18 protein-coding genes are annotated in these 23,033 nt (G+C 64.2%); 6 read left to right on the top strand and 12 right to left on the bottom strand.

Features of this window, described 5'->3' with window-relative positions; genetic code table 11:
- Positions 1-145: 145 nt before the first annotated feature.
- From B5F90_RS04605 to B5F90_RS04565, 9 genes are all read right to left on the bottom strand, one after another.
- Positions 146-1,228 carry a DUF5036 family protein gene (locus B5F90_RS04605; RefSeq protein ID WP_087361632.1) on the bottom strand — a complete coding sequence of 361 codons (1,083 nt, stop codon included), beginning with the start codon at positions 1,226-1,228 and terminating at the stop codon, positions 146-148.
- A 194-nt stretch (positions 1,229-1,422) separates the two neighbouring features.
- Positions 1,423-3,108, bottom strand: coding sequence for a hypothetical protein (locus tag B5F90_RS04600; protein ID WP_143256102.1), 1,686 nt, complete (start codon positions 3,106-3,108; stop codon positions 1,423-1,425).
- A gap of 107 nt (positions 3,109-3,215) precedes the next feature.
- Entirely contained in the window at positions 3,216-4,055 is an 840-nt protein-coding gene (locus B5F90_RS04595) for a lipopolysaccharide kinase InaA family protein (RefSeq protein WP_087361630.1), read from the bottom strand.
- 214 nt (positions 4,056-4,269) lie between these two features.
- Entirely contained in the window at positions 4,270-6,741 is a 2,472-nt protein-coding gene (locus tag B5F90_RS04590; RefSeq protein WP_087361629.1) for an ATP-dependent Clp protease ATP-binding subunit, read from the bottom strand.
- Positions 6,742-7,286: 545 nt separating this feature from the next.
- Entirely contained in the window at positions 7,287-7,787 is a 501-nt protein-coding gene (locus B5F90_RS04585; RefSeq protein ID WP_087361628.1) for a metallophosphoesterase family protein, read from the bottom strand.
- Between the two features lie 43 nt (positions 7,788-7,830).
- The gene (locus B5F90_RS04580; protein ID WP_087361627.1) at positions 7,831-9,402 is read right to left on the bottom strand and encodes a CotH kinase family protein; all 1,572 of its coding nucleotides are present in this window, start codon (positions 9,400-9,402) and stop codon (positions 7,831-7,833) included.
- Between the two features lie 94 nt (positions 9,403-9,496).
- Positions 9,497-10,768: a replication-associated recombination protein A gene (locus B5F90_RS04575; RefSeq protein ID WP_087361626.1), complete on the bottom strand. Its 1,272-nt coding sequence runs from the start codon at positions 10,766-10,768 to the stop codon at positions 9,497-9,499.
- A 173-nt stretch (positions 10,769-10,941) separates the two neighbouring features.
- On the bottom strand, positions 10,942-11,217 hold the full coding sequence (locus B5F90_RS04570; RefSeq protein ID WP_087361625.1) for a putative quinol monooxygenase: 276 nt from the start codon (positions 11,215-11,217) through the stop codon (positions 10,942-10,944).
- 90 nt (positions 11,218-11,307) lie between these two features.
- On the bottom strand, positions 11,308-12,348 hold the full coding sequence (locus B5F90_RS04565; protein WP_087361624.1) for an alcohol dehydrogenase: 1,041 nt from the start codon (positions 12,346-12,348) through the stop codon (positions 11,308-11,310).
- A gap of 369 nt (positions 12,349-12,717) precedes the next feature.
- Here B5F90_RS04565 and B5F90_RS04560 point away from each other — a divergent pair, with 369 nt between their 5' ends.
- Positions 12,718-13,020, top strand: coding sequence for a hypothetical protein (locus B5F90_RS04560; RefSeq protein WP_087361623.1), 303 nt, complete (start codon positions 12,718-12,720; stop codon positions 13,018-13,020).
- 380 nt (positions 13,021-13,400) lie between these two features.
- Here B5F90_RS04560 and aspS read toward each other — a convergent pair whose 3' ends face one another.
- Together aspS and dinB are read right to left on the bottom strand one after the other, a co-directional pair.
- A complete protein-coding gene (gene aspS / locus B5F90_RS04555) occupies positions 13,401-15,155 on the bottom strand; it encodes an aspartate--tRNA ligase (RefSeq protein ID WP_087361622.1) in 1,755 nt (584 codons plus the stop codon).
- A 162-nt stretch (positions 15,156-15,317) separates the two neighbouring features.
- Complete coding sequence (gene dinB, locus B5F90_RS04550; protein WP_087361621.1) at positions 15,318-16,394, bottom strand: DNA polymerase IV; 1,077 nt, start codon at positions 16,392-16,394, stop codon at positions 15,318-15,320.
- Between the two features lie 205 nt (positions 16,395-16,599).
- Between dinB and B5F90_RS04545 the strand changes: the two genes are divergently transcribed.
- The 4 genes from B5F90_RS04545 (at position 16,600) to B5F90_RS04530 (ending at position 20,181) form a co-directional block, all read left to right on the top strand.
- A complete protein-coding gene (locus tag B5F90_RS04545) occupies positions 16,600-17,025 on the top strand; it encodes an energy transducer TonB (RefSeq protein WP_087361620.1) in 426 nt (141 codons plus the stop codon).
- 89 nt (positions 17,026-17,114) lie between these two features.
- Positions 17,115-17,585, top strand: a complete 471-nt coding sequence (locus B5F90_RS04540; protein ID WP_087361619.1) for a nucleoside deaminase — start codon at positions 17,115-17,117, stop codon at positions 17,583-17,585.
- A gap of 75 nt (positions 17,586-17,660) precedes the next feature.
- Positions 17,661-18,599, top strand: a complete 939-nt coding sequence (locus tag B5F90_RS04535) for a tetratricopeptide repeat protein (protein WP_087361618.1) — start codon at positions 17,661-17,663, stop codon at positions 18,597-18,599.
- A gap of 217 nt (positions 18,600-18,816) precedes the next feature.
- Positions 18,817-20,181, top strand: a complete 1,365-nt coding sequence (locus tag B5F90_RS04530; protein ID WP_087361617.1) for an MATE family efflux transporter — start codon at positions 18,817-18,819, stop codon at positions 20,179-20,181.
- Here B5F90_RS04530 and queG read toward each other — a convergent pair.
- Positions 20,141-21,082 (bottom strand): tRNA epoxyqueuosine(34) reductase QueG, encoded by a 942-nt coding sequence (gene queG / locus B5F90_RS04525; protein ID WP_087361616.1) that lies wholly within the window; start codon positions 21,080-21,082, stop codon positions 20,141-20,143. The genes B5F90_RS04530 and queG overlap by 41 nt on opposite strands.
- Before the next feature lie 133 nt (positions 21,083-21,215).
- On the opposite strand from queG, the gene B5F90_RS04520 reads away from it, so the two are divergent.
- Positions 21,216-22,922, top strand: a complete 1,707-nt coding sequence (locus B5F90_RS04520; protein ID WP_087361615.1) for an AMP-binding protein — start codon at positions 21,216-21,218, stop codon at positions 22,920-22,922.
- Positions 22,923-23,033 lie beyond the last annotated feature (111 nt).

The following is a 23,033-nucleotide window of genomic DNA, read 5'->3' as shown; positions in this document are numbered from 1 at the left end:
GAGGCTTCCTGGAATAAATCGTTCATGCCGCCGGTTCCGGCCCTGAAGTCCCTGCCGTTTTAAAATACTCGATTAAATACCCCCTTGTCCCTTTGGCGAGGGGACCTCGAACGGCCGGTTCCCGGCGGCTGAAACGATTTTCTGTTCAGGCTACAATCTTGACCTTGAGTTCGGTGTAGAGCACTCCCGAGCGTACGTGGAAGAGATACTCCCGTCCCTCGGCAATGTCTGTGTCGGTCACGCGCACCGTGATGCGGTTGCGGGTCCCCGCGAGTTCGAGCTGCGTCTTGTCGTGGGCCACGAACTCGTAGAGCTCGGGTGCCTCGGGCAGCTCGACGTCGAGCGTGTGTTCGCCCTTGAGCGACATTTCGTAGGTGTGGCCCCGTTCGGGCAATGTTCCGGTGCCGGCCTGCGCGGTCTGGTAGTGGAGGCGTACGCCTACCTTCTTGTCGCCCTGCTGCAGCCACCCGGCCACGTAGACCTTCGTGTATTCGGCTCCGATGGCGAGGGCGTGCGCCCCCGACGGGAAGGTCTTGAAAGTCATATTCCTGCAGATGAAGTATCCGTGACCGGGTGTAGCTGCAACAAGGTCCTCAATTTCCGTGAAGACGGGCTCGCCCAGCGCCTTGAGGTCTGCCACCTCGCCCGCATCGGCTATCATATGGGTGTCGCCGCCGTCGAAGTAGTGCTTCGTGTCGAGGAAGAGGGTTCCGTCGAGGAGCGTGCGTCCGTTGTCGGCGTCATACATCTCGAGCTGCCGCTCCTCACCCGCGCCGGGCTCGGGCTTGGGGTCGGTGCCGGGTTTGGGCTCCTCCTTCTCCCCGAGCTCGATGCGGATTTCGACCCGCTCGCTCTTCGAAGGCATGAGGGTCCGCGTCTCGGACCAGATGTCGTAGTTCTTCTCGTCCTGCTCCTTGTAGACCACGAAGGTGACGGTGCGCTTACCGCTCGTCAGCCACTTGTCGTAGGCGAAGCGGTACTCCACGTTGCCGTCGGCCCGGGTTACGGCCACATCGAGCGGCGGCGTGTTGTGCTCCTTCTGGAACTTGGCATAACCCTCCTCGTCGTATATCAGTACGGGCGTTCCGTTGATGGGCGTACCCTTCTGGTCGCGTACGGAGATTTGCACGACGGCATCCTTCTCCGAGGGTGGAACATCATCCTTCTTGCAGGCGGTCATGAGTGCCGCGCCTGCCAATATTGCGATAAGAATCTGATTCGGTTTCATGTGTGTAAATTTTTGGAATGTGTCGGACGTTCGTTTTGCGAACGCTCCCGGACGGTCCGGGACTGGGGCGTTTCCGAATGCAAAAGTAGGGCGTCCGTACCGAAAACCAGTTGCGATACGGACGCCCCAATCTAACACTTTTCAAAAATCGGTGCTGTAAATCAGCGTTTTGCGCGAATTTTCCGCGCGGGAATCTAACACCCGCCTGACGGCTGCTCCAAAAGGGCCGTAAAGAGCCCCTTGTGGGGCGAATCCGAGGCCTTGATGCGTGACTTGAGCCGCGACTTGCGGGCATAGATGTTGGCCACGCTCTCCTCCATGAAGAGGCTGATGACCTGGGGCGAGAAGCCGCCGAAGATGTAGCAGAGCAGCCGTGCGTCGGCCTCCTTCATGCGGGGGAAGTCGGCCCGCAGCTTCTGCATGGCGCCGTCGTGCGCCTCGTCGACCATCTGTTCGAGCTCGGCGAGCATCTCGCCGTTCTCGGCAAAGCCGTCGATGAGCTGCTTGACCTGGCGGGCCATGGCGGCCTGTCCCGAGGCGGTGTTCTCGCGCTCGTAGTAGCTCTTGCCCAGCCGGTCGACAATCTCGAAGCGCGAGGCAATCATGCTGCGCAGCCGCGACTCGGTGTCGTTCCGCTCGACCATGCTCTCGGCTATCTGGCGGTACTCCTCGCGGGCCTCGCGCAGCAGCTGGAGCGAGCGTCCGTTCCGTTCGCGCTGGAGGCGCATCCGCTGGCGGATGACCATTCCGATGAGTATGAGCAGCACGAGCAGTGCGGCGACGGCGACCCGTTCGCCCGTGCGGCGGCTCTGCATGCGGTAGTCGGCGAAGGCGGCCTGCTCGCGGAAGTAGTCCTTTTCAATCATCCCGGCCGAAGTCTGCAGCGCGGTGCGCGTGAGCGAGTCGTTGAGGTAGATGAAGCGGTGGATTTCCCGTGTGGCCTCGGGGTAGCGGCGGGCGGCCGCCTGCGCGCGGAAGGCGGTGTAGGCCAGCAGCGGAAGCTCCTCGCCGTCGGGGCCCTTCTCCTTGGCCAGTTGCAGGTAGAGCAGTGCGCTGTCGGGCCGTCCGCGCAGCAGCTGCGTCTGGGCCAGCGTGCAGAAGCCTTCGGGGGTGGTGTCGCGGCGGACCGAGCGCTCGATGCGGCGCAGCAGGTCGGTGGCGATGGGGTCCCCCTCCGAGAAGATGTGCAGCGTGGCGAAGAAGGCGAGGCTGCGCCGGCGCAGCGTGTCGTCGCCCAGGTCGTCGGCCAGCTCGAGCGCCATGGTGCAGTCGCGCCGGGCACGCTGCAGGTCGCGCATGCGCAGCGCCGAGGCGGTCATGCCCAGCAGCGCCTCGGTTGTCTCGCGGGGGTGTTCCGAACGCATGAAGAGGTCGCGTGCGTCGCGGAAGTAGCGGTAGGCCCGCACGAAGTTGAGCTCCGAGCGGTAGACCTCGCCGATGCGCAGGTAGAGCAGCCCCGTGTAGTAGGGCTCGTCGATGGAGCGCAGCCGCTCCTCGACCTCGAGAAAGAGCCGCAGCGCTCCGGGTTTGTCGCCCCGGCGCAGGTGTTCGCGTCCGCGGTAGTAGAGCGTCTTGCACTGTCCGTAGAGCTCCTGAGGCCGTTCTCCGTAGTAGCTCCACGCCACCTTGAGCAGCGAGTCGTTGTCGGGCGTCGTTTCGGTGCGGTCGTGCGCTTCGGCCGCGAGCAGCGCATAGCGGGCCCGCAGCGCACGGCTGCGGAGCCGTTCGGCGGGAATCTCCTGCAGAATCTGCAGGACGCTGTCCGGAGCTGCGGCAACGCGCCGTTCGCAGCGGGCAAGGGTTTCGTTCGTCGTGTTGTCGGAGGTGCATCCGATGAGGGTAACCATCATCAGCAGCCAGCCGCAAAAGGTCCTTTTCATGGGTCGGGATGGGTTGGTATGCGGCCAAAGGTAGCAAATCCCCGTGAGGCGGGCAAATTCCCGGCGCTTTTTGTTGCGGACCGTTGCTAAGAGGCCTTCGCAGGGCTCTATTGCTCTGCCGAAGCGTTCCCGGGCGTGTCGGTCTGCCCGGGTGCCGTGCCTCTGCCGACTGCGCCGGAGCGGGAGCGCTCCCGGCGGATGCGGCTCTTCATCCGCCGCTTGAGCCGCTGCCGGTTCTCGAAGAAGAGCCGCATGAGCACCCCCTTGAACTGTACGGTGTCGGCATCGGTGTGAATCAGCCGGGCGTAGCGGTCGAGCAGGTAGAGGTAGACCGGGGCCGGGCAGGTGAGCCTTCTCAGGTTGTCCAGCCGGAGGCGGGTCGTGAGGTGGCGGCGGAAGCGCATGCGGTTGGTGTCGATGAGCTGGAAGGCGTATCCCGTCTCTCCCTCCCGGCGGTAGAGGATGTTGCCGATGTTGAGGTCGAGGTGTTCGACGCCGGCATCGTGCAGGCGGAGCAGAAAGGCAGCCAGTGCATCAAGAATCTCCCGCCGCCGGGCCATCGGACGGTCGAGTTCCATGACCGGCAGCAGGGAGTCGAACTCGGAGCAGAGCGAGACGAAGTAGCTCTCGGCGAGCACTCCGCGGCGGCGGATTTCGAGGAAGGCAACCTCCTCGGGCGAATCGATGCCCCGCTCGCGCAGCTGCGCCGCGTGGAGGTAGGCCCGTTCGGCCTTGCTCCGGCGCAGAACCCCGTAGAGAAGACGGTTGAGCAGCGACAGATGGCCGTAGCGCTTGACCACGATGCGGATGCCCTCCACCTCGAAGAGCTTGAGCGTGTTGCGCCCGTCGTGCAGCGTCTGGCCGTGTGCGTCGAAGTATCCGGGCTCGGCAAGGTGCCGGACAAAGGGTTCAAGTGCATGGTAGCGCGGATTGATGCGGAGTTTCATGACTTTGCGGGTTAATCGGTCGGGTGTGTTGTTCGTATCTTTCGTTTCGATGCAAAGGAAGCGGTTCCGGCGCGGATTTCCTTGCCCGTGATGCGGCCGAAGTTGCCCGGAAAATCGACAAAAAGGTCCGGCCGACCGTAAAAACGGTCGACCGGACCCTCGGACGGCTCCTTGCGGCTCACGGTCGGTTCCCGGCCGCAGGTCACCACTGTATTCAAGCCACGCGCAGCCGTACGCCCCGGGCGCGGTCCGACTCGACCACCACCGTGTCGCCCTCGCGCAGCCGCCCCTCGATGATGAGTGACGAAAAGGGCTCCTCGACCTGGTCGAGCAGCGTGCGGCGGAGCGCCCGCGCGCCGTAGCGACGCTCGTAGCCCATGGCGGCCAGCCGCTGCCGCGCCCCCTCGGTGACGCGCATGCGGTACCCCAGCTTCCGGGCCCGCTCGCGCAGCGCCTGCAGCTCGAGTTCGACGATGCGCTCGACATCTTCCCGTTCGAGCGGGCGGAAGACGACGATGTCGTCGATGCGGTTGAGAAACTCCGGCGCGAAGCGCTGCTCGAGCGCCTTGCGGTACTCCAACTGCGGCGTGAGCGCCTCGCCCGCCTCCTTCGAACCGGTGGCGTAGCCCACCTGCACGGCCTTGCGGGCGGCCTCGCGCGAACCGATGTTCGAGGTCATGATGACAATCGTATTGCGGAAGTCGACGCTGCGCCCCGCGCCGTCGGTGAGCCACCCCTCGTCGAAGAGCTGGAGCATCGTGTGGAAGACCTCGGGGTGTGCCTTCTCGATTTCGTCGAAGAGCACCACCGCATGGGGCTGGCGGCGGACCGCCTCGGTGAGCTGCCCGCCCTCGCCGTAGCCGACATACCCCGGCGGCGAGCCGATGAGGCGGGCGACGTTGTGCTTCTCGGCATATTCGCTCATGTCGATGCGAATCAGCCCGCGGCGCTCGTCGAAGAGCCATCTGGACACCTCCTTGGCCAGCAGGGTCTTGCCCACGCCGGTCGGCCCCACGAAGAGGAAGATGCCCAGGGGGCGCTGCTCCTCCTTCAGACCGCTGCGCGAGCGGCGGATGGTGCGGACGATGCGCTCGACGGCCTCCTGCTGGCCGATGACCCGCTTCGAGAGGTACTCCCCGAGCTGCTGCAGGCGGAGCCGCTCGTCGTCCGAAACCCGCTCGGCGGGGATGCCCGTCATGGCGGTGATGACCTCGCGAATGTGGCGTGCGGTGAGCTCCACCGGACGGCTTTCGAGCGTGCGTTGCCACGCGTCGCGGCGCTCGCCGAGCCGCGTGCGGAGCGTCAGCTCGCGGTTGCGGGCCGCGGCGGCCTCTTCGTAGGCGAACTGCCCGACGGCCTTCAGGTGCTCGCGCCGGGCGGCCGTCAGCTCGGCCTCCAGACGCCGCAGCGATTCGGGCTCGCGGGCGGCCTGCAGGTGGGCGCGGGCCCCCGCCTCGTCGAGTACGTCGATGGCCTTGTCGGGGAAGTAGCGGTCGGTGATGTAGCGGCCCGTCAGCTCGACGCAGGCCTGCAGCGCCTCCTCCGTGTAGCGTACGTGGTGGTGCGCCTCGTAGCCGGGGGCGATGTTGCGCAGGATGCGCAGCGTCTGCTCGGGGGTGGTCGGCTCGACGACCACCCGCTGGAAGCGGCGTTCGAGGGCGGCGTCCGACTCGATGTCGGTGCGGTATTCGTCGAAGGTGGTGGCGCCGATAATCTGCAGCTCGCCCCGTGCCAGCGCCGGTTTGAGGATGTTGGCCGTGTCGAGGCTCCCCTGGGTCGAGCCGGCCCCGACGATGGTGTGGACCTCGTCGATGAAGAGCAGCGTCTGCTTCGAGCGGCGCAGCTCCTCGAGCAGCTGCTGCATCCGCTCCTCGAACTCGCCCCGGAACTTCGTCCCGGCCACCAGCGAGGAGACGTCGAGCGCGAAGAGGCGCTTGCCCGCCAGCGTGTGGGGCACCTCGCCCGCGACGATGCGCAGGGCCAGCCCCTCGACGATGGCGCTCTTGCCCACGCCCGCCTCGCCGATGAGCACCGGATTGTTCTTCTTGCGGCGCGAGAGAATCTGCACGACGCGTTCAATCTCCTGCTCGCGTCCCACCACGGGGTCGATTTCGCCGTTGCGGGCCAGCTGCGTGAGGTCGATGCCGAACTTTTCGAGCAGCGACGTGGTGTGCGGACCTTTTGCCGATGCGTTGTCGGCCGGCGAAGCGGAGGTGTCGAAGTCGGGCAGGCGGAGCCGCATCTCCCCGGGCCCGCTCTCGTCGGGCAGCAGCTGCAGCTCGACGGCGAGCCGTTCGGCCGTGATGCCATAGAGCTCCAGCACGTGTGCCGTGACGGTGGTCCGGTCGGCGGCGATGGCCTGCAGCGCATGGGCCGTCGTGATGTACCGGGTCGTCCGTCCGGCCGAGGCGCGCAGCTCGTCGACGAAGGTGTGGAAGAACTCTTCGGGCGCGTGGTGCTCCGTCTCCGTGACGGAGAGTATGTCGTGTTCGATGCGGAGCCGCACCTGGTGCAGCTCCCACTCCTTGAGACGGGCCGTGAGGAGCTGGCAGGCGAGCGACCCCTCCTCGCGCAGCATCTCCAGCATGAGGAAATCCTTCAGCGAGCGGGTTACGCCGGTCTTGGTCGTGTCGAAGGCCGTGCGGGCGATGATGCCTTCGAGCCGTTTCGAGATTCTAATCTTCATGGTAGCGTCCTTTTGAATGTTGCGTCCTTTTGAATTTCGCATGGATAACGGCAGACCATTACGGTATAGTATGCGGACCGAATTGTATACTTCGGTGGATATTTCGCTGATATTCAGCGTGTGTTCTCGGTGCGGAGCGAGGACCTTTCTGCCTCTTTGCCGATGCGTACTGTTTGAGTGACAGCATGTTGCCTCGTTTTGTTCCCTGCCTGGATGCTGGTGAACGAAAAAGGTCGATTTTTTTGCGGAAAAATTTTCCGAATGTATCTGAAACTGTTGGTAATCAATGCAAAATATCCATATGTGGATTATCTCCTCCGATTGTTCCGTTTGGACGCTTCCGTAGCGTGAACGGTTTTTTCGGGCCGTTCTGTTTACCCGGGCTGGCCGTTCGCCCCTTTGGCAGCGTGGCGGCGGGGGCTGCTGCGGCCTCAAATGGGGGGGGCCGCAGCCCCGCTCCCGGCCGAAAAAGGCGGCAGACGAAATCCGTCTGCCGCCTTCGGTGGCGCTGCGTCGGGGCGGAGCCTCGTTGGGCCGGTGTCCGGTCACAGCGAGCTGCGCGGCCACTCGCCGACCTCCATATCGCGCATCTCTTCGCCGTCGATGACCAGACGGATGGCCGTGCGCACCTTGTGGATGCCGTAGTTGCCGGCAGCTCCCGGATTGACGGCCAGCAGCGAGTAGATGGGGTCGTACATCACGCGCAGGATGTGCGAGTGGCCGCAGACGAAGAGCCGGGGCTCCACCTGATGGATGCGGGCGAGCGCTCGCGGGTCGTAGTGACGGGGGTAGCCGCCGATGTGGGTCATCAGCACGCGGACCCCTTCGCAGTCGAAGGCCAGGAAGTCGGTGTAGGCGCGGCGGATGAGCCCTCCGTCGACGTTGCCCGTGACGGCCCGCAGCGGTTTGAACGCGGCGATGCGGTCGGCCGTCTCGAGCGAGCCGATATCGCCGGCATGCCAGATTTCGTCGACGTCGCGCAGGAAGTCGCGCAGCGTGTCGTCGAAGGTGCCGTGGGTGTCCGAAATGATGCCGATGCGTTTCATGGGTCTCTGTGTGAGGGGTGAAGGTCGGAGTCGGGGCGGCCGGCTACCAGGCCGAAATCTGGCTGTTGAGCCACTCCGTGCGCGTGGTGTAGACCTCCTTGAGCCGGTCGACGGCCTCGTCGAACGAGAGCCACTCGTCGCCGTTGGGGTAGCCCGTGTCGTTGATGGAGGGCCAGCGCTCGCGGTTGCGCACCTCGGCCTGGGCGATGGCCTTGCGTTCGTGCTCGATGAAGTCGGGAACACGCTGCAGGAAGGGGTACCACTCCTGCCAGCGGCTCTTGACCGCCCGGCGGAAGGTGGCGTTGTGGAGCAGCAGCATGTTCCACCAGTTCCGCTCGTGCCACGGATAGATGGACGAGGGGTAGGTCATGCCGTAGTTGACCCACCGCGTGGCGGTGTGCGAGACGAGCGTCTCGTAGTCGAAGTCCCAGATGGGGCCGGCGAAGAGCTTGCCGCCGCGCTCCTTGTAGAAATAGATGCTCTTCGGGTGGAGCATCTCGTGGTTGGCCGTCACCTCGAAGCAAATCCAGAAGTCGGCGAGCGACTCCATGTCGAGGTATTCGAATGGCGCGTCGTCGTCGCTGCCCTGATTCATGCTCTGGGCGGCCACCACCTCGTCGATGCGGTTGACGTAGTCGCGGATGTAGGCGAACTGTTCGGGGGTAAGGTCCTCGGGGTCGGGATACTTGATGTTGACCGGAATGTCGGTCGTTGCCGAGCGGAAGCGCTGCTCCTCGTCGTAGTTGGTGTCGAATTCGAGCAGGTAGCCTCCCGTGACGGCCTCGCCGCTGTTGTCCGTGGGCTCCATCTCGGTGACGTTGACGCGGTTCTTGTCGACCTTGATTTGCTCGGTCAGCAGGTAGAGACCGTCGTAGCTGCCGTTGAAGTAGAGCTCGACGAATTCGTTGCGCGTGGTCCAGGCCAGACGCGAGTTGGCGCCGATGTGGTAGGCCACGCGGTTGCGCAGGTTCGTTCGGTCCATGTAGTTGGCAATCAGACACCAGCGCTTGTGCTTGGGCATGCCGAGCACCTCCTTCTTCGAATCGAGCTTCAGCGCATAGAGCTTCTTCTCCCAGCCCCAGGTCGTGTTGCCGCGGCCCTTGACCTCGACGGCCATCCGCTCCAGCGAGGGAAGGTAGCCCTTGCCGTCGATTTCGATGGTGCCGGCCACCCACGTCTCCTTGTCCAGCACGGGCCCCTCGGTCGTTACGCGGACCACCGGAATGGCGAATGCGCCGCGGCTGACGTGCAGCGGTTCGGAGACAAAGCCCGCCTTGTCGCAGTAGAGACGAGGCGTTTCGTCGTAGCTCTCCTCGCCGCCGCTGTCGAGAATCGTCAGGCGGAAGAGCCCCTCGCCCGTCTGTTCGATGCGGCTTGTGTAGTGGATGGAGACCATCTCCTGGTCGGGGTTCTCGAGGCGGAAATCCTTCTCTTCGAGCGGAGTGGTGGAGGGGGTGACGGTGATGTCGGCCGTGGCCGAGCCGTCGCGCGAGAGCTGGAAGGTGAGGGTCGAGAGCGAAATCTCGACCTTGTCGGGGGTGCCGCCCGTCTCCTCCTTCGAACAGGAGAAGAGCGCTCCTCCCAGAAGCAGGCAGCAGAGCAGAAGTCGTTTCATGGTGTGTGGTGAGTTTGGGTTGGTGTTCGTGGTTGAGTTTCTGTCGGGAGGGGCGGAACCGTCGTAGCCTCGCTGCGTGCGGCTGCGGGGCGGGTCAGTATTTTCCCTTCCAGAGCTGCTGGATGCGTTCGGCGATTTTCGCCTCCTGGGCGTTGCCCGTATTGGGTTCGTAGAAACGCGTCCCCTCGAGCCCCTGGGGCATGAACTCCAGCTCGGCGAAGTTGCCCTCGTAGTCGTGGGCGTACTTGTATCCCTTGCCGTAGCCTTCGCGCTCCATCAGCCGTGTCGGGGCGTTGCGCAGGTGCAGCGGTACGGGGCGGTTGTTCGTGTCGTGCCCGACCTGGGCCAGCGCCCGGTTGATGGCCATGTAGGCCGAGTTGCTCTTGGGCGAGGTGGCCAGATAGATGGTCGTCTCGGCCAGCGTGATGCGCGCCTCGGGCATACCTATTTTATGTACAGTATCGAAGCAGGCGTTGGCCAGCAGCAGCGCGTTGGGGTTGGCCAGCCCGATATCCTCCGAGGCGAGAATCACCAGCCGCCGTGCGATGAAGCGCGGCTCCTCGCCTCCGGCAAGCATCCGTGCCAGGTAGTAGATGGCGGCGTTGGGGTCGCTGCCCCGCACCGACTTGATGAAGGCCGAGATGACGTCGTAGTGCTGCTCGCCGTTCTTGTCGTAGAGGGCGATGTTCTGCTGCAGGCACTCGGTCACGTAGCGGTCCGTCAGCGTGATTTTGCCCTCGGAGGCTCCGACCAGAATCTCGAGGATGTTGAGCAGCTTGCGGGCGTCGCCCCCCGAGAACTTGAAGAGCGCCGCCGTCTCGCGCACCTCGATGTCGCGGGCGCGCAGCTCGGCGTCGGTGGTCAGGGCGCGGTCGAGCAGCCGCTGCAGGTCGGCATCCTCCATGGGGTGGAGCGTGTAGACCTGGCACCGGCTCAGCAGCGGCGAAATCACCTCGAAGGAGGGATTCTCGGTCGTGGCGCCGATGAGCGTTACGACCCCCTGCTCGACGGCGCCGAGCAGCGAATCCTGCTGCGACTTGTTGAAGCGGTGGATTTCGTCGATGAACAGGAAGGGGGGCTTGGCGTCGAAGAAGCGCTGCCGCTTGGCCGACTCGATGACGTCGCGCACCTCCTTGACCCCCGACGTGACGGCCGAGAGGGTGAAGAAGGGGCGTTCGAGCTGCGTGGCGACAATCTTCGCCAGCGTGGTCTTGCCCACGCCCGGAGGGCCCCACAGGATGAACGAGGGGACGTTGCCCGTCTCGAAAAACTTGCGGAAGACGCCGTTGCGCCCCACAAGGTGCTCCTGCCCGATGTATTCGTCGAGCGTTCGGGGGCGCAGTCGTTCGGCCAGAGGTGCGGACATGGTATGCGGAAAGTGAAGGGGCGGAAATGCGATTCGGCGGTGTGCGCTGCTGCCGCATGCGCAGCCCCAAAGAGCGGGCCGCGTAGCTCAGCGGCAGGTCCTGAGACCTGCCGCACGGCTGCGCGCGCACGGAATGCGCGTTGTCTTTACATTAATTATTACTGAGACGGGCCTCAGAAGACGAACTTCTCGGTCTTCATCTCGGCCAGCTGGCGGAGCTTCGGAACGAGGGTCGTGAAGTGAGGCGTCTGCTCGTGGGCGGTGAGCGCCTTGGCGTCGCTCCACGTTTCGCAAATCATCAGCACGTCGGGGCGCGTGGCGCTCTCGAAGATGTCGTAGGCAATGCAGCCGGCATCCTTGACGGATGCGGCCGTCAACTCGCGTGCCGTGCGGAGCAGCTCCTCACGGTTGGATTCCGTCGTACGGATGAACACATTGAGTCGTATCATGGTCTTTCTCTTTTTGAGGTTCGTAATTCGTTTTGTCGGTTTCAAAAATAGACAATTTTTGCCGAATGGCAAAGATTTTTTCCGCTGCGGCTACTTTTGACACTCGACGGCCACCTTGATGACCCCGTCGGCGCGGCTCTCGAAGAGGCGGTAGCCCTCCATGATGCGGCTGAGCGGGAAGCGGTGGGTGATGAGCGGCGTGGTGTCGATGCGCCCCTCGGCTATCAGATGCAGAATCTCGGCGCAGTCGCAGCCGTCGACGCCGCCCGTCTTGAAGGTGAGGTTCTTGCCGTACATCTCGGGCAGCGGCAGCACCTGCGGCCGGTCGTAGAGCGCCACGATGACCACCACGGCGTTGGGGCGGGCGCACTCCCACGCCAGACGGAACGTCTCGTCGCTGCCGGCCACCTCGAAGACGCGGTCCGCGCCGCCGTGGTCGCTGTGGCGCCGCACGAAGTCGCGGCACTCCCCGGGCGTGGTGACGAGCACCTCGGGGTAGTGCTCCCGCACGAAGCGGCGCCGCCCGGGCTCCTTTTCGCAGACGATGATGCGGCGCGGGCGGTGGAGCATCGCGCAGAGCAGCGTGCAGATGCCCGTGGGGCCCGCTCCGATGATGAGGAGCGTATCCTCTTCGGTAATCTCGGCGATGCGGGCGGCCCAGAATCCCGTGGCGAGGATGTCGCCCGCGAAGAGCGCCGCCTCGTCGCTCACCGTCGCCGGGATGGGGGTCAGCCCCTGGTCGGCATGGGGCACCCGCACCAGAGGGGCCTGCCCGCCGTCGATGCGGCAGCCCAGCGCCCAGCCTCCGTCGGGGTCGGTGCAGTTGTTGACATAGCCGTGGCGGCAGAAGTAGCACTCGCCGCAGAAGGTCTCGACATTGACCGCCACGCGGTCGCCCGGGCGGAGCGTCGCAACCTCCGTGCCCACCTGCTCGACGACGCCCACCATCTCGTGGCCCACGGTGATGCCCTCGACGGCGCGCGGCACGCTGCCGTGGAGGATGTGCAGGTCGCTGGTGCAGATGCTTGCCAGCGTGACGCGCACCAGGGCGTCGCGGGGTGTTTCGAGCCGGGGTTCCGGCTTTTCGCGGAGCTCGAAGCGTCCGCGTTCGACATAGGTACAGGCTTTCATGGTCCGGCGTGTTTTCACGTGTACAAAGATAACCATTTGCGGCGGAAAACGGAGCGTCTGGAGGACGTTGTTCATGGCTGCCCGTGGCTGTCTGCGCCCGGCGGAGACCGCTTGGCGGCCGTTTCGAACAAAAAGGTGCATGCGGATGTTCGATTTCGGACGAAAATGTTGCATAATTCGCAGAATTTTGTACTTTTGTAACAACACGTTGAAGGAGACGTAAGTTTGCCTCCTGAATCCGGGCTTCCCGGATGAGGTGACTGCGAATGAGAAGTGCGAGATTCCCGGGATGGGAAGTGGACTGCTGCACCACGTCTCCTTTCCAAGAACAGCTGCCGAGGTGCGGGCGGCAAAAACACATGAACGATTATGGAAGAAAATGTACAAAAGCCGCAGGGCAAGGAGAACCAGGGCCAGACGATTATCATCAACCAGCCCGCTGAAAAGAAATCGAACGGAGTAGGTACGGCCGGTTTCGTGCTCGCACTGCTGGGCCTGATTTTCTCCTGGGTTCCCGTGCTGGGATGGATTCTCTGGGTACTGGGTCTGATTCTGTCGCTCGTGGGCGTATTCCGTACGCCGCGCGGCCTGTCGATTGCCGGTCTGGTCATCTCCTTCCTGGGACTGATTCTGCTGATTGTCCTGGTTGGAGCCGTGGCTGCAGCCTTCTGACATCGGCCCCTGACCTCCGGAGTGCGTGAGGCGCCTCCTCCGGAAACGAGTCAAACGGACCTTCTCACTGTACGGACGGCAGTGCGGAGGTCCGCTTTTTTGTGTCCCTCTCCGCCGTGCGGAGAGGCTTCGACCGGGAGAGAGCCGGCTGCGCGTCCGACCGGGAGAAGCTGGCTGTGCGTCCGGCCGAGTCTACGGCCGGGAAAGTCTGGTGGGCGTCCGGCCGGGGAGGAGGACATCGGCCGGTTCGAAACCGTTTGTCCGCCTGTTGCCCGGGCGCATTTGGGCCGGGATGGAAAAGAGAGCGGGACCCTTCCGTTGAGGAAAGGTCCCGCTTGTCGCATCGGAAGAGCGGCGCGGCTCTCCGGAACGCTGGTTGCCTATTTTTCCGGCTTGCGCAGTTCGAGGTAGAGTTCGTCAAGCTGCGACTGGTCGAGGTACGACGGTGCGTCGAGCATCACGTCGCGGCCGGCGTTGTTCTTCGGGAAGGCGATGTAGTCGCGGATGGAGTCCGAGCCGCCGAAGAGTGAGCAGAGCCGGTCGAAGCCGAAGGCCAGACCTCCGTGAGGGGGTGCACCGTACTTGAAGGCGTTCATCAGGAAGCCGAACTGCTCCTGCGCACGCTCGGGCGTAAAGCCCAGGCACTTGAAGATGCGGGCCTGGAGCTTGGCGTCGTGGATACGAATCGAGCCGCCGCCGATTTCGGTGCCGTTGCAGACGAAGTCGTAGGCGTTGGCGCGTACGCGGCCGGGGTCGCTCTCGAGGTACTCGTAATCCTCGGGCTTGGGCGAGGTGAAGGGGTGGTGCATCGCATAGAAGCGCTGCGTCTCCTCGTCCCACTCGAACATCGGAAAGTCGACCACCCACAGCGGGGCGAACTTCTTCGGGTCGCGCAGTCCGAGCTGCTGGGCCACTTCGAGGCGCAGGGCGCAGAGCTGCGTGAGCGTCTTGAACTTCGGGCCGCTGAGGATGAAGACCATGTCGCCGGCCTTGGCACCGCAGCGCTCGGCCAGTGCGCGCACCTGCTCCGGCGTGAAGAACTTGTCAATCGACGACTTGATGCCCGACTCCTCGACGCGGAGCCAGATGAGCCCCTTGGCGCCCACCTGCGGACGCTTGACATACTCGGTCAGGGCGTCAATCTGCTTGCGGGTGTAGGTCGCACAGCCCGTGGCGGCGAAGCCCGTCACATACTCGGCGTTGTCGAAGACGCTGAAGCCGTGCCCCTTGGCGAGCTCCGTAAGGTCCGAGAACTCCATTCCGAAGCGCAGGTCGGGCTTGTCCGAACCGTACTTCTCCATCGCCTCAATCCAGGGCATGCGGCGGAAGGGCTCCGTGAAGTCGATGCCCATGACCGCGTGGAACATGTGCTTGGCCCAGCGCTCGAACACCTCGAGGATGTCCTCCTGCTCGACGAACGACATCTCGCAGTCGATTTGGGTGAACTCGGGCTGACGGTCGGCGCGCAGGTCCTCGTCGCGGAAGCAGCGCACAATCTGGAAGTACTTGTCGTAGCCGGCCACCATGAGCAGCTGCTTGAGCGTCTGCGGCGACTGGGGCAGGGCGTAGAACTGGTTGGGGTTCATGCGGCTCGGCACGACGAAGTCGCGCGCGCCTTCGGGCGTGGAGCCCACCAGATAGGGGGTCTCGATTTCGAGGAAGCCCTCGGCATCGAGGAAGCGGCGAATCTCCTGGGCCATCTTGTGGCGCAGGATGAGGTTGCGCTGCAGCGGCGGACGGCGCAGGTCGAGGTAGCGGTACTTCATCCGCAGGTCGTCACCGCCGTCCGAGACCTCCTCGATGGTGAAGGGCGGGGTCAGCGCCTCGTTGAGGATGTTGACCTGCTCGGCCGCCACCTCGATGTCGCCCGTCGGCATCTTGGGGTTCTTCGACGAACGCTCGACGACGCGGCCCGTGACCTGGACGACGAACTCGCGTCCCAGACGGGAGGCCGCCTCGCGTGCCTGGGCCGGGGAGTGCTCCTCGACGACAATCTGCGTGATGCCGTAGCGGTCGCGCAGGTCGATGAAGGTCATCGCCCCGAGGTTTCTCACTTTCTGCACCCACCCTGCCAGGGTGACGCGCTCGTTGACGTTTTCGACTCTCAGGGAGCCGCACGTATGGGTTCTGTACATGGAGCTATTGAGTTTGTTTTTGTTAGAATCCTTTTGTAACGGGCAAATTTAGGAAAAATTCACAACAGACGTTCACATTTTCCCGATTTTTCGCCCTTCGGGGCCCTTCGTGCGTCCCGGCCGGCGGAGGGGACGGGCCCTTCGGCCCCGGCACCGGGCCGCCTACGGCTTCCGCTGGTCGCAATCGAAGTCGAAGCAAAGCTGCACGCACTCCGGGCATGCTTCGGATGAATTGCCCACCGTCAGCCCGATGAGGCGGACGCGGTGGCCGCCCAGGTCGGTGGCCGCAAGCAGCTCCTCGGAGACCACGCGCAGCTCCTCGGCCGAGGTCACGGCCGCCGCGAGGGTCCGCGAGCGGGTAATCTGGCGGAAGTCGTCGAACTTGAGCTTCAGCACGACGGTCCGGCCGGCGAATTCGTGGCGCTGGAGCCGCGCCCAGAGCTCGTCGCGCACCCCCGCAAGTTCGAACGCGAGCCGCCCGCGGTCGCCGGTATCCTCGGCAAAGGTGGTCTCGGCCCCGAGCGACTTGCGGATACGGTTGGGGGTCACTTCGCGCTCGTCGATGCCGCGCGCATAGCCGTAGTAGGCGTGGCCCGCCTTGCCGAAGTGGTGGACGAGCGCCTCCTCGCTCCAGTGCCGCAGGTCGGCCCCCGTGCGGATGCCCAGCCGGTGCATCCGTTCGGCCGTGACCTCGCCGATGCCGAAGAAGCGCTCGACGGGGAGTGCCGCGACGAACTCCTCGACCTGGGCCGGGGCAATCGTGAAGAGCCCGTCGGGCTTGCGGTAGTCCGAGGCGATTTTCGCCAGCATCTTGTTCACCGAGATGCCCGCCGAGGCGGTCAGTCCGGTCTCGGCGCGGATGGCTGCCTTGATTTCGCGCGCCACGAGCGTCGCCGAGCGGTGGTGCGAGACGTCGAGAAAGGCCTCGTCGAGCGAGAGGGGCTCGACCAGTTCGGTGTAGCGGTGGAAGATGGCGCGAATCTGCTGCGAGACCTCCTTGTAGACCTCGAAGCGGGCCGGGACGAAAATCAGCGAGGGGCAGAGTCTCCGCGCCACGGCAGAGGGTAGGGCCGAGTGTACGCCGTAGGGGCGCGCCTCGTAGCTGGCCGTGGCCACCACGCCCCGCGGGCCGTCGTAGCCCACGGCAATCGGGCGCCCCCGGTAGGCGGGGTTGTCGCGCTGTTCGACCGAGGCGAAGAAGGCGTCCATGTCGACGTGTATGATTTTGCGCTGCGCCATTATCGCGGTGTTTTCCGAAGCAAAGATAGGAAGAAACGGCGTGGTGCGTACCCGTGGGTGCCGCTTTTCCGCGCCGGAGCGTTTGGACATACGGCGGAAATTTTCTATATTTGTTAGAGAATAGGGCGGGCGATGCGGACTCCGGAGCCCGCCGCCCGGATATGCCCTGTTGACGAAGTACCCCTAAAATAAAAATGTAACCTTTATGAAGTCCCTGTCGATTCTTCGATGCGCGGTTGCCGCCCTCCTGCTGATGGCGGCCGGAACCGTCGCGGCAGCAACCCATGCCCAGTCGCCCGCTTCGGACGAAAGCTCCGAGGTCAGGATGATGGCCCAGCAGATGCCCTCGTTCAAGGGCGGCACAGTGGCGGCCTACCAGAAGTGGGTCTCCTTCAAGGCCCGTTCCGAGGCCCGCGCCAAGGGGGTGAAGGGCACCTGCAGCGCCAATGTCCTCTTCGTGGTCGATACGCAGGGGCAGGTGACCGACATCGAGGTGAAGTCCGCCTCGTCGCAGGAGTTTGCCGACGCGGTGACGCAGGTTATGGAGCGCTCGCCCAAGTGGCGTGCGGGCCGGCAGGACGGCAAGCCGGTGAAGGTGCGGCTGCTGATAACGGTGACGGCCGAAATCTGATGCGCACCTGCCGCCGTGAATCCGCACCGGGACCGCGGGCCCCGGTGCGGGGAGTTCATGTGCCCTGATGCAACGGAATGAAAAGCAATATGGAAGGTTTGGAACAACAGCAACTTGACGAAAAATTCATGCGCCTCGCACTAAACGAGGCGCATCATGCGTTAGATGCATGCGAGGTCCCCATCGGCGCGGTGGTCGTCTCCGGTGAGACGGTCGTGGGCCGGGGGCACAATCTGGTGGAGACGCTCCGCGACCCGACGGCCCATGCCGAGATGCAGGCGCTGACGGCAGCCGCCTCGACGCTCGGGGGCAAATACCTGCAGGGCTGTACGCTCTACGTGACCGTCGAACCCTGCATCATGTGCGCCGGCGCGATTGGCTGGGCCCAGGTGGCCCGCGTGGTGTGGGGCGCCGACGACCCCAAGAAGGGCTATCGCTGCTACTCCGACGGGGTGTTCCATCCCCGTACGACCATTACGCGCGGCGTGCTGCGCGGGGAGTGCGAGGAGCTGATTACCCGTTTTTTCGCCTCGCTGCGCCGACAGCCTCTTGTAAAATAGGGAAAAATAAGTTATTTTTGCAACCATCTGCCCGAAAGGGCGACTACGCACGAACATTAAAAACTCTAAGTGAAAATGAAAAAAGTATTGTTATCTGTAGCTGCGCTCTTTGCTGCGGTATCGCTCTCGGCGCAGGATTTGACGGCTGTCTACAACGAGGCTGCCGCTGCTTACGGTGCCAAGGATTTCGCGGGTGCTGCGGCCAAGTTCCAGCAGGTCATTGACGAGGGCATGGATGCCGAAGGCTCCGAGTCGCTGGTCGCAACCGCCAAGTCGACGCTTCCGAAATGCTACTTCATGATGGGCGGCTATGCCGCACAGGCCAAGAAGTACGACGAAGCGCTGACCAACTTCAGCAAGTCGGCCGAGCTGGCCGAGCTCTACGGCGACATGACGCAGATGACCAAATCGAAGCAGTGGGTTGCCAAAATCTACCAGCTGCAGGGCGGTGAGGCCTTCAACAACAAGGACTACGCCACCGCATCGGAGATTTTCGCCAAGGGCTACGCTGCCGACCCCCGCAATACGGACATGGCACTCAACCTGGCGATGAGCTACTGCGAGCTGGGCAAGTATGCCGAGGGTATGGCCATCTACGAGGACATCGCCGCGCTGACCAACCCCAAGTATGAGGATGCCGTTGCGAAGGCCAACGAGATGATGACGCTCTATACGAACAACGAGGTTGCCAAGCTGCAGGCCAACAACAACTACGACGGCATCATCGTCATGGCCGACGTGCTGCTGGCCAAGAACCCCGCAAGCGCCATTGCCCACAAGGTGCGTCTGCAGGCCTACTCGAGCAAGCAGGACTTCGCGAAGGTCATCGAGCTGGGTGAGGAGGCTGCCGCCGCACAGACCGACCCCGAGGACAAGAGCCTCATGTACCTGACGCTGGGCGCCGCCTACAACGCCAAGGAGATGAAGCCGCAGGCCATCGCCGCCTTCCAGAAGGTGACCGACGGTCCGGCCGTCGAGAGTGCCAAGGCCGCTCTTGCCGAGCTGTCGAAGTAATCGTCCTGCTCCGCACCGCGAGGGGGGGGGAAGGTAGATGCCTGAGCGCCTCTGCTCGCGGGGAGCGGACCAGTGAAGGACCATTGAAAATATGAAATAAACGGAGCCGGACGGGCTCTGCGAGTTTTGTAATCCTCATCGGAGGGTATCTACGGTACCGGATAAGATGACTGGGTAAAACCAATCGCTTGTCCGGTACCTTTTTTTGTGACAGGTCATGAAACGGAACAATCAGGAGCGCGATGCCATCGATTTGGGCACCGTGCGGGTCTCGACCCTCTTCCGGCGCCTCTTCGTGCCGACGCTGCTGGGCATGCTGTCGATTTCGGCGGTGACGGTCGCCGACGGAATGTTCGTGGGCCACGGCGTGGGCAGCGACGGCATCGCCGCCATCAACATCTACGTCCCGCTGCTGATGCTCGCCCAGGGGGTGGGGCTCATGGCCGGCGTGGGGAGCTCGGTGGTGGCCTCGATTCACCTGGCGCGCGGCAAGGTGCGGGCCGCGCGGCTCAACGTCACCCAGGCTCTCTGGTTCGTGACGCTGCTGACGCTGCTCCTGGTCGGCGCGGTGATGCTCTGGCCCGATGCGACGGCCCGGATGCTCGGCGCCTCGGAGCGGCTGCTGCCGCTCGTGCGCGATTACCTGCTCTGGTTCTCGCCCGGGCTGCTCTTCCAGATGTGGACGGCCGTGGGGCTCTTCGTCATCCGCCTCGACGGCGCACCGCGCGTGGCGATGTGGTGCTCGGTCCTCTCGGCCGTGCTGAACGTCGTGCTCGACTGGTGGTTCATCTTTCCGCTCGGATGGGGCGTCCGCGGAGCCGCCTTCGCTACGGCCATCAGCGTGGCCGCCGGCGGTGTGGTGGCTGTCGGCTACCTGCTCTTCCGCGCCCGGATGCTGCGGCTCTGCCGCGTGAAGTGGAGCCGCAAGAGCCTCAGACTCTCGTGGCGCAACATCGGCTACCAGTGCCGCATCGGTTCGTCGGCACTGCTGGGCGAGATGACGCTCGCCGTGTTGATGTTCGTGGGTAACGGGGTCTTCATGCGAAGGCTGGGCGACGACGGGGTGGGGGCCTTCGGCGTGGCGTGCTACTACATCCCCTTCGTCTTCATGGTCGGCAACGCGATTGCGCAGTCGGCGCAGCCGATTCTGAGCTACAACTTCGGGCTGGCCAACGGCGTGCGCGTGCGCGCCGCCGCACGCATTGCCCTCATGACGGCCGTCGGCTGCGGCGCGGTGGTCTCGGCGCTCTTCGTCTTCGTCCCCGAGGGGCTGGTCGGACTGTTCCTGCCCGGTGAGAACCGTGCCGCGCAGCTGGCCGTTGCCGGATTCCCGCTCTTCGCGGCCGGCTTCATCCCCTTTGTGGTCAATCTGACGGCCATCGGCTGCTACCAGAGCCTGGAGCGGGTCCGGCCGGCAACCGCCTTTGCGCTGCTGCGCGGATGCGTGCTGCTGGTGCCGAGCTTCCTGCTGCTGCCGGAGCTCTGCGGCGTTGCGGGCATCTGGTTTGCGCAGCCGCTCTCCGAGACGCTCACCACAGTGTTCATTCTGCTCTATTTTCGGCTGCACCGTCCCCGGCGTTGAGCCGTGCATTGCGGCGGATGCGTTCCAGACCGCTGCGCTGGAGGGGCGTCGCCCCGAAGCGCTCCCCGAACTGCCGCTCGTCGAGCGCCTCCCACTCTTCGGACGTCATCGCACGGGGGTCGAACAGCGGGTCGAAGGCCTTGTTGGCATGGTGCGGTGCGCGGCGGTTGTAGGGACAGCAGCTCTGGCAGGCGTCGCAGCCGAAGAGCCAGCCGTGGAGGTCGATGCGCCTCTGCGGTTCGCGCTCGATGGTGTGGCAGGCGATGCAGCGCCCCGTGTCGAGCGTCCGCGGGGCGACGAGCGCCCCGGTGGGGCAGCTCTCGAGGCAGCGGTTGCAGCGGCCGCACCCCTCGAGAGTGCAGGGGGCGTCGTAGCTGTCGGCCTCGTCGGTAAGCAGCAGCTCGCCCAGCAGCACGAAGCTCCCCAGCGTCGGGGTGACGAGCAGCGACTGGCGGCCAATCCATCCCAGCCCCGCCTCGACGGCCAGCTGCTTCTCGAGCAGCGGCGCCGTGTCGACGAACGCACGCCCCTGCAGTTCGGGGTAGCGCTGCCGCAGCGCGCCGAGCATGCCGCGGAGCATCTGCCGGATGGTGGTGTGGTAGTCGGTCGTCAGGGCGTAGGAGGCGATTTTCGTGCGGCACGAGGCGGGGTAGCCCTCGCTCGCCTCGTTCTTGTAGCCCACGGCGCAGACGACGGCCGTGCGGGCCCCCTCGACCAGACGCGCGGGGTCGAACCGTTTGTCGAGGTTGCGTGCCAGGTAGTCGAGCGAGGAGTTGTAGCCCTCTGCAAGCCACGAGCGGAAGCGTCGCTCGTTCTCGGGAAAGGGTCTGCAGCGGGCGATTCCGCAGAGGTCGAAGCCCGCTTCGACGGCCAGGCGTTTGATGTGGAGGCTCTCGAGCATTGCAAGATTTTGTTTCAAAAATAGCGTTTTTCGGGGGAATTTCGTAATTTTGCAACAAACTTTCCGTTTGATAAACGAGGGTCTCCGCTCCGCTGCGGGACCGTTGTTGTGAAACGTGAACAAAATCTGAAAAATGACTCTTAACACACTTTACGACCTTGTCCGTCACAGCGTAAAGGAGTTTGCATCCCGGATTGCCTTTTCGATGTTCGACGGCGAGGATGTGACCTACGCCGAGGTGGGCAGGCGCATCGCAAAGGTGCAGGATATTCTGACTGGCGCCGGCCTTCGTCCCGGAGACAAGGTGGCGCTGCTGAGCAGCAACATGCCCAACTGGGGCGTCTGCTACTACGCCGTCACCTCGGCCGGCTTGGTGGTCGTGCCGATTCTGCCCGACTTCACGGGCGAGGAACTCGACATGATTATCGCCCACTCGGAGGCCAAGGCGCTGCTGGTTTCGGACCGGCTCTTCACCAAACTCTCGAAGACGACGGTGGCGTCGCTCAACGTCGTTGTCCGTACGAAGAATCTGGGCGTCATCTCGCAAAAGGTCCACGCCCAGGGCTCGACGGCGGTTCCCGCACCCGAGGATTTGGCCGTCATCATCTACACCTCGGGTACGACCTCGAAACCCAAGGGGGTGATGCTCTCCCACGCGGCGCTCTGCGCCCAGGTGGATTTGAGCGCCTCGATTTTCCCAATCCATTCCGAAGATGTCTTCCTCTCGGTGCTGCCCCTGTCGCACACCTACGAGTGCTCTATCGGCATGATTTACCCCTTCTCGAAGGGGGCCCGCGTGGTCTACCTCGACCGTCCGCCCACGGCTTCGGCCCTGATGCCGGCGCTGCGGCAGGTGCGCCCCACGGTGATGCTCATCGTGCCGCTCATCATCGAGAAAATCTACCGCCACCAGGTGCTGGCCAAGTTCAATTCGAACAACTTCTGGCGGACGCTCTACCGCGTGGGCTTCATGCGCCGCTACCTGCACCGCGTAGCGGGCAAGAAGCTGCTGAAGCTCTTCGGCGGCCGCCTGCGCTTCCTGGGTATCGGCGGCGCGAAGCTCGACGGCGACGCCGAGAAGTTCATGATGGAGGCGCGGATTCCCTACTCCATCGGCTACGGATTGACCGAAACGGCTCCGCTGCTGGCCGGGGCCGCGCCGTCGCAGGTGCGGCTGGGTTCGACCGGGCCCCAGGCTCCGGGCGTCGAGCTGCGGCTCGTGAATGTCAACCCCGAGACGCGGCAGGGTGAAATCGTCGCCCGCACGCCGAGCGTCATGATGGGCTACTACAAGAATCCCGAGGCCACGCGCGAGGCCTTCACCTCCGACGGCTGGTTCCGCACGGGCGACCTGGGCGAATTCGACAAGGACGGCTGGCTCTACATCAAGGGGCGCCTGAAGAACATGATTGTCGGCCCGAGCGGCGAGAACATCTATCCCGAGGATATCGAGAGCGTGCTCAATTCGCACGTCTGCATCGCCGATTCCATCGTCACGCAGAGGGAAGGTCGTCTTGTGGCACTCGTGCACTTCAACCGCGAGGAGCTTGAGTCGATGCTCGACGACTGGCGCGAGGAGTGGGCGACGAAGAAGGAGGCGCTCGAGGCGAAGACCGAGCAGCTCAAGAAGGAGCTGGTGGCCTATGTCAATGCCAAGGTGAACCGCTTCTCGCGCATCTCGGAGGTGGTCGAGCAGAAGAAGGAGTTCGAGAAGACCCCGACGCTCAAGATCAAGCGCTTCCTCTACAATACGACGCACCGCAAGCACGAAAAGGAGGGCTCCAAGTCGGGAGCTACCCATGCCAATGCGGCGCTTCCCGCCGACAAGCCGCAGGCGTAATGCGCCGGGGCGGGGCGTGACACCGTGAAAACCTCTCACGGAGAAGGCGAGCGCCTCGCTCGCCGGGAAAAGAACCGCCGAAAAAGCCTTCGGCCGGCCGGTGAGCCCGCT

Origin of the sequence: Alistipes sp. An31A, assembly GCF_002159425.1 — a bacterium.
GTDB lineage: Bacteria > Bacteroidota > Bacteroidia > Bacteroidales > Rikenellaceae > Alistipes > Alistipes excrementigallinarum.
This window is presented reverse-complemented; position numbering and strand designations above follow the sequence as displayed.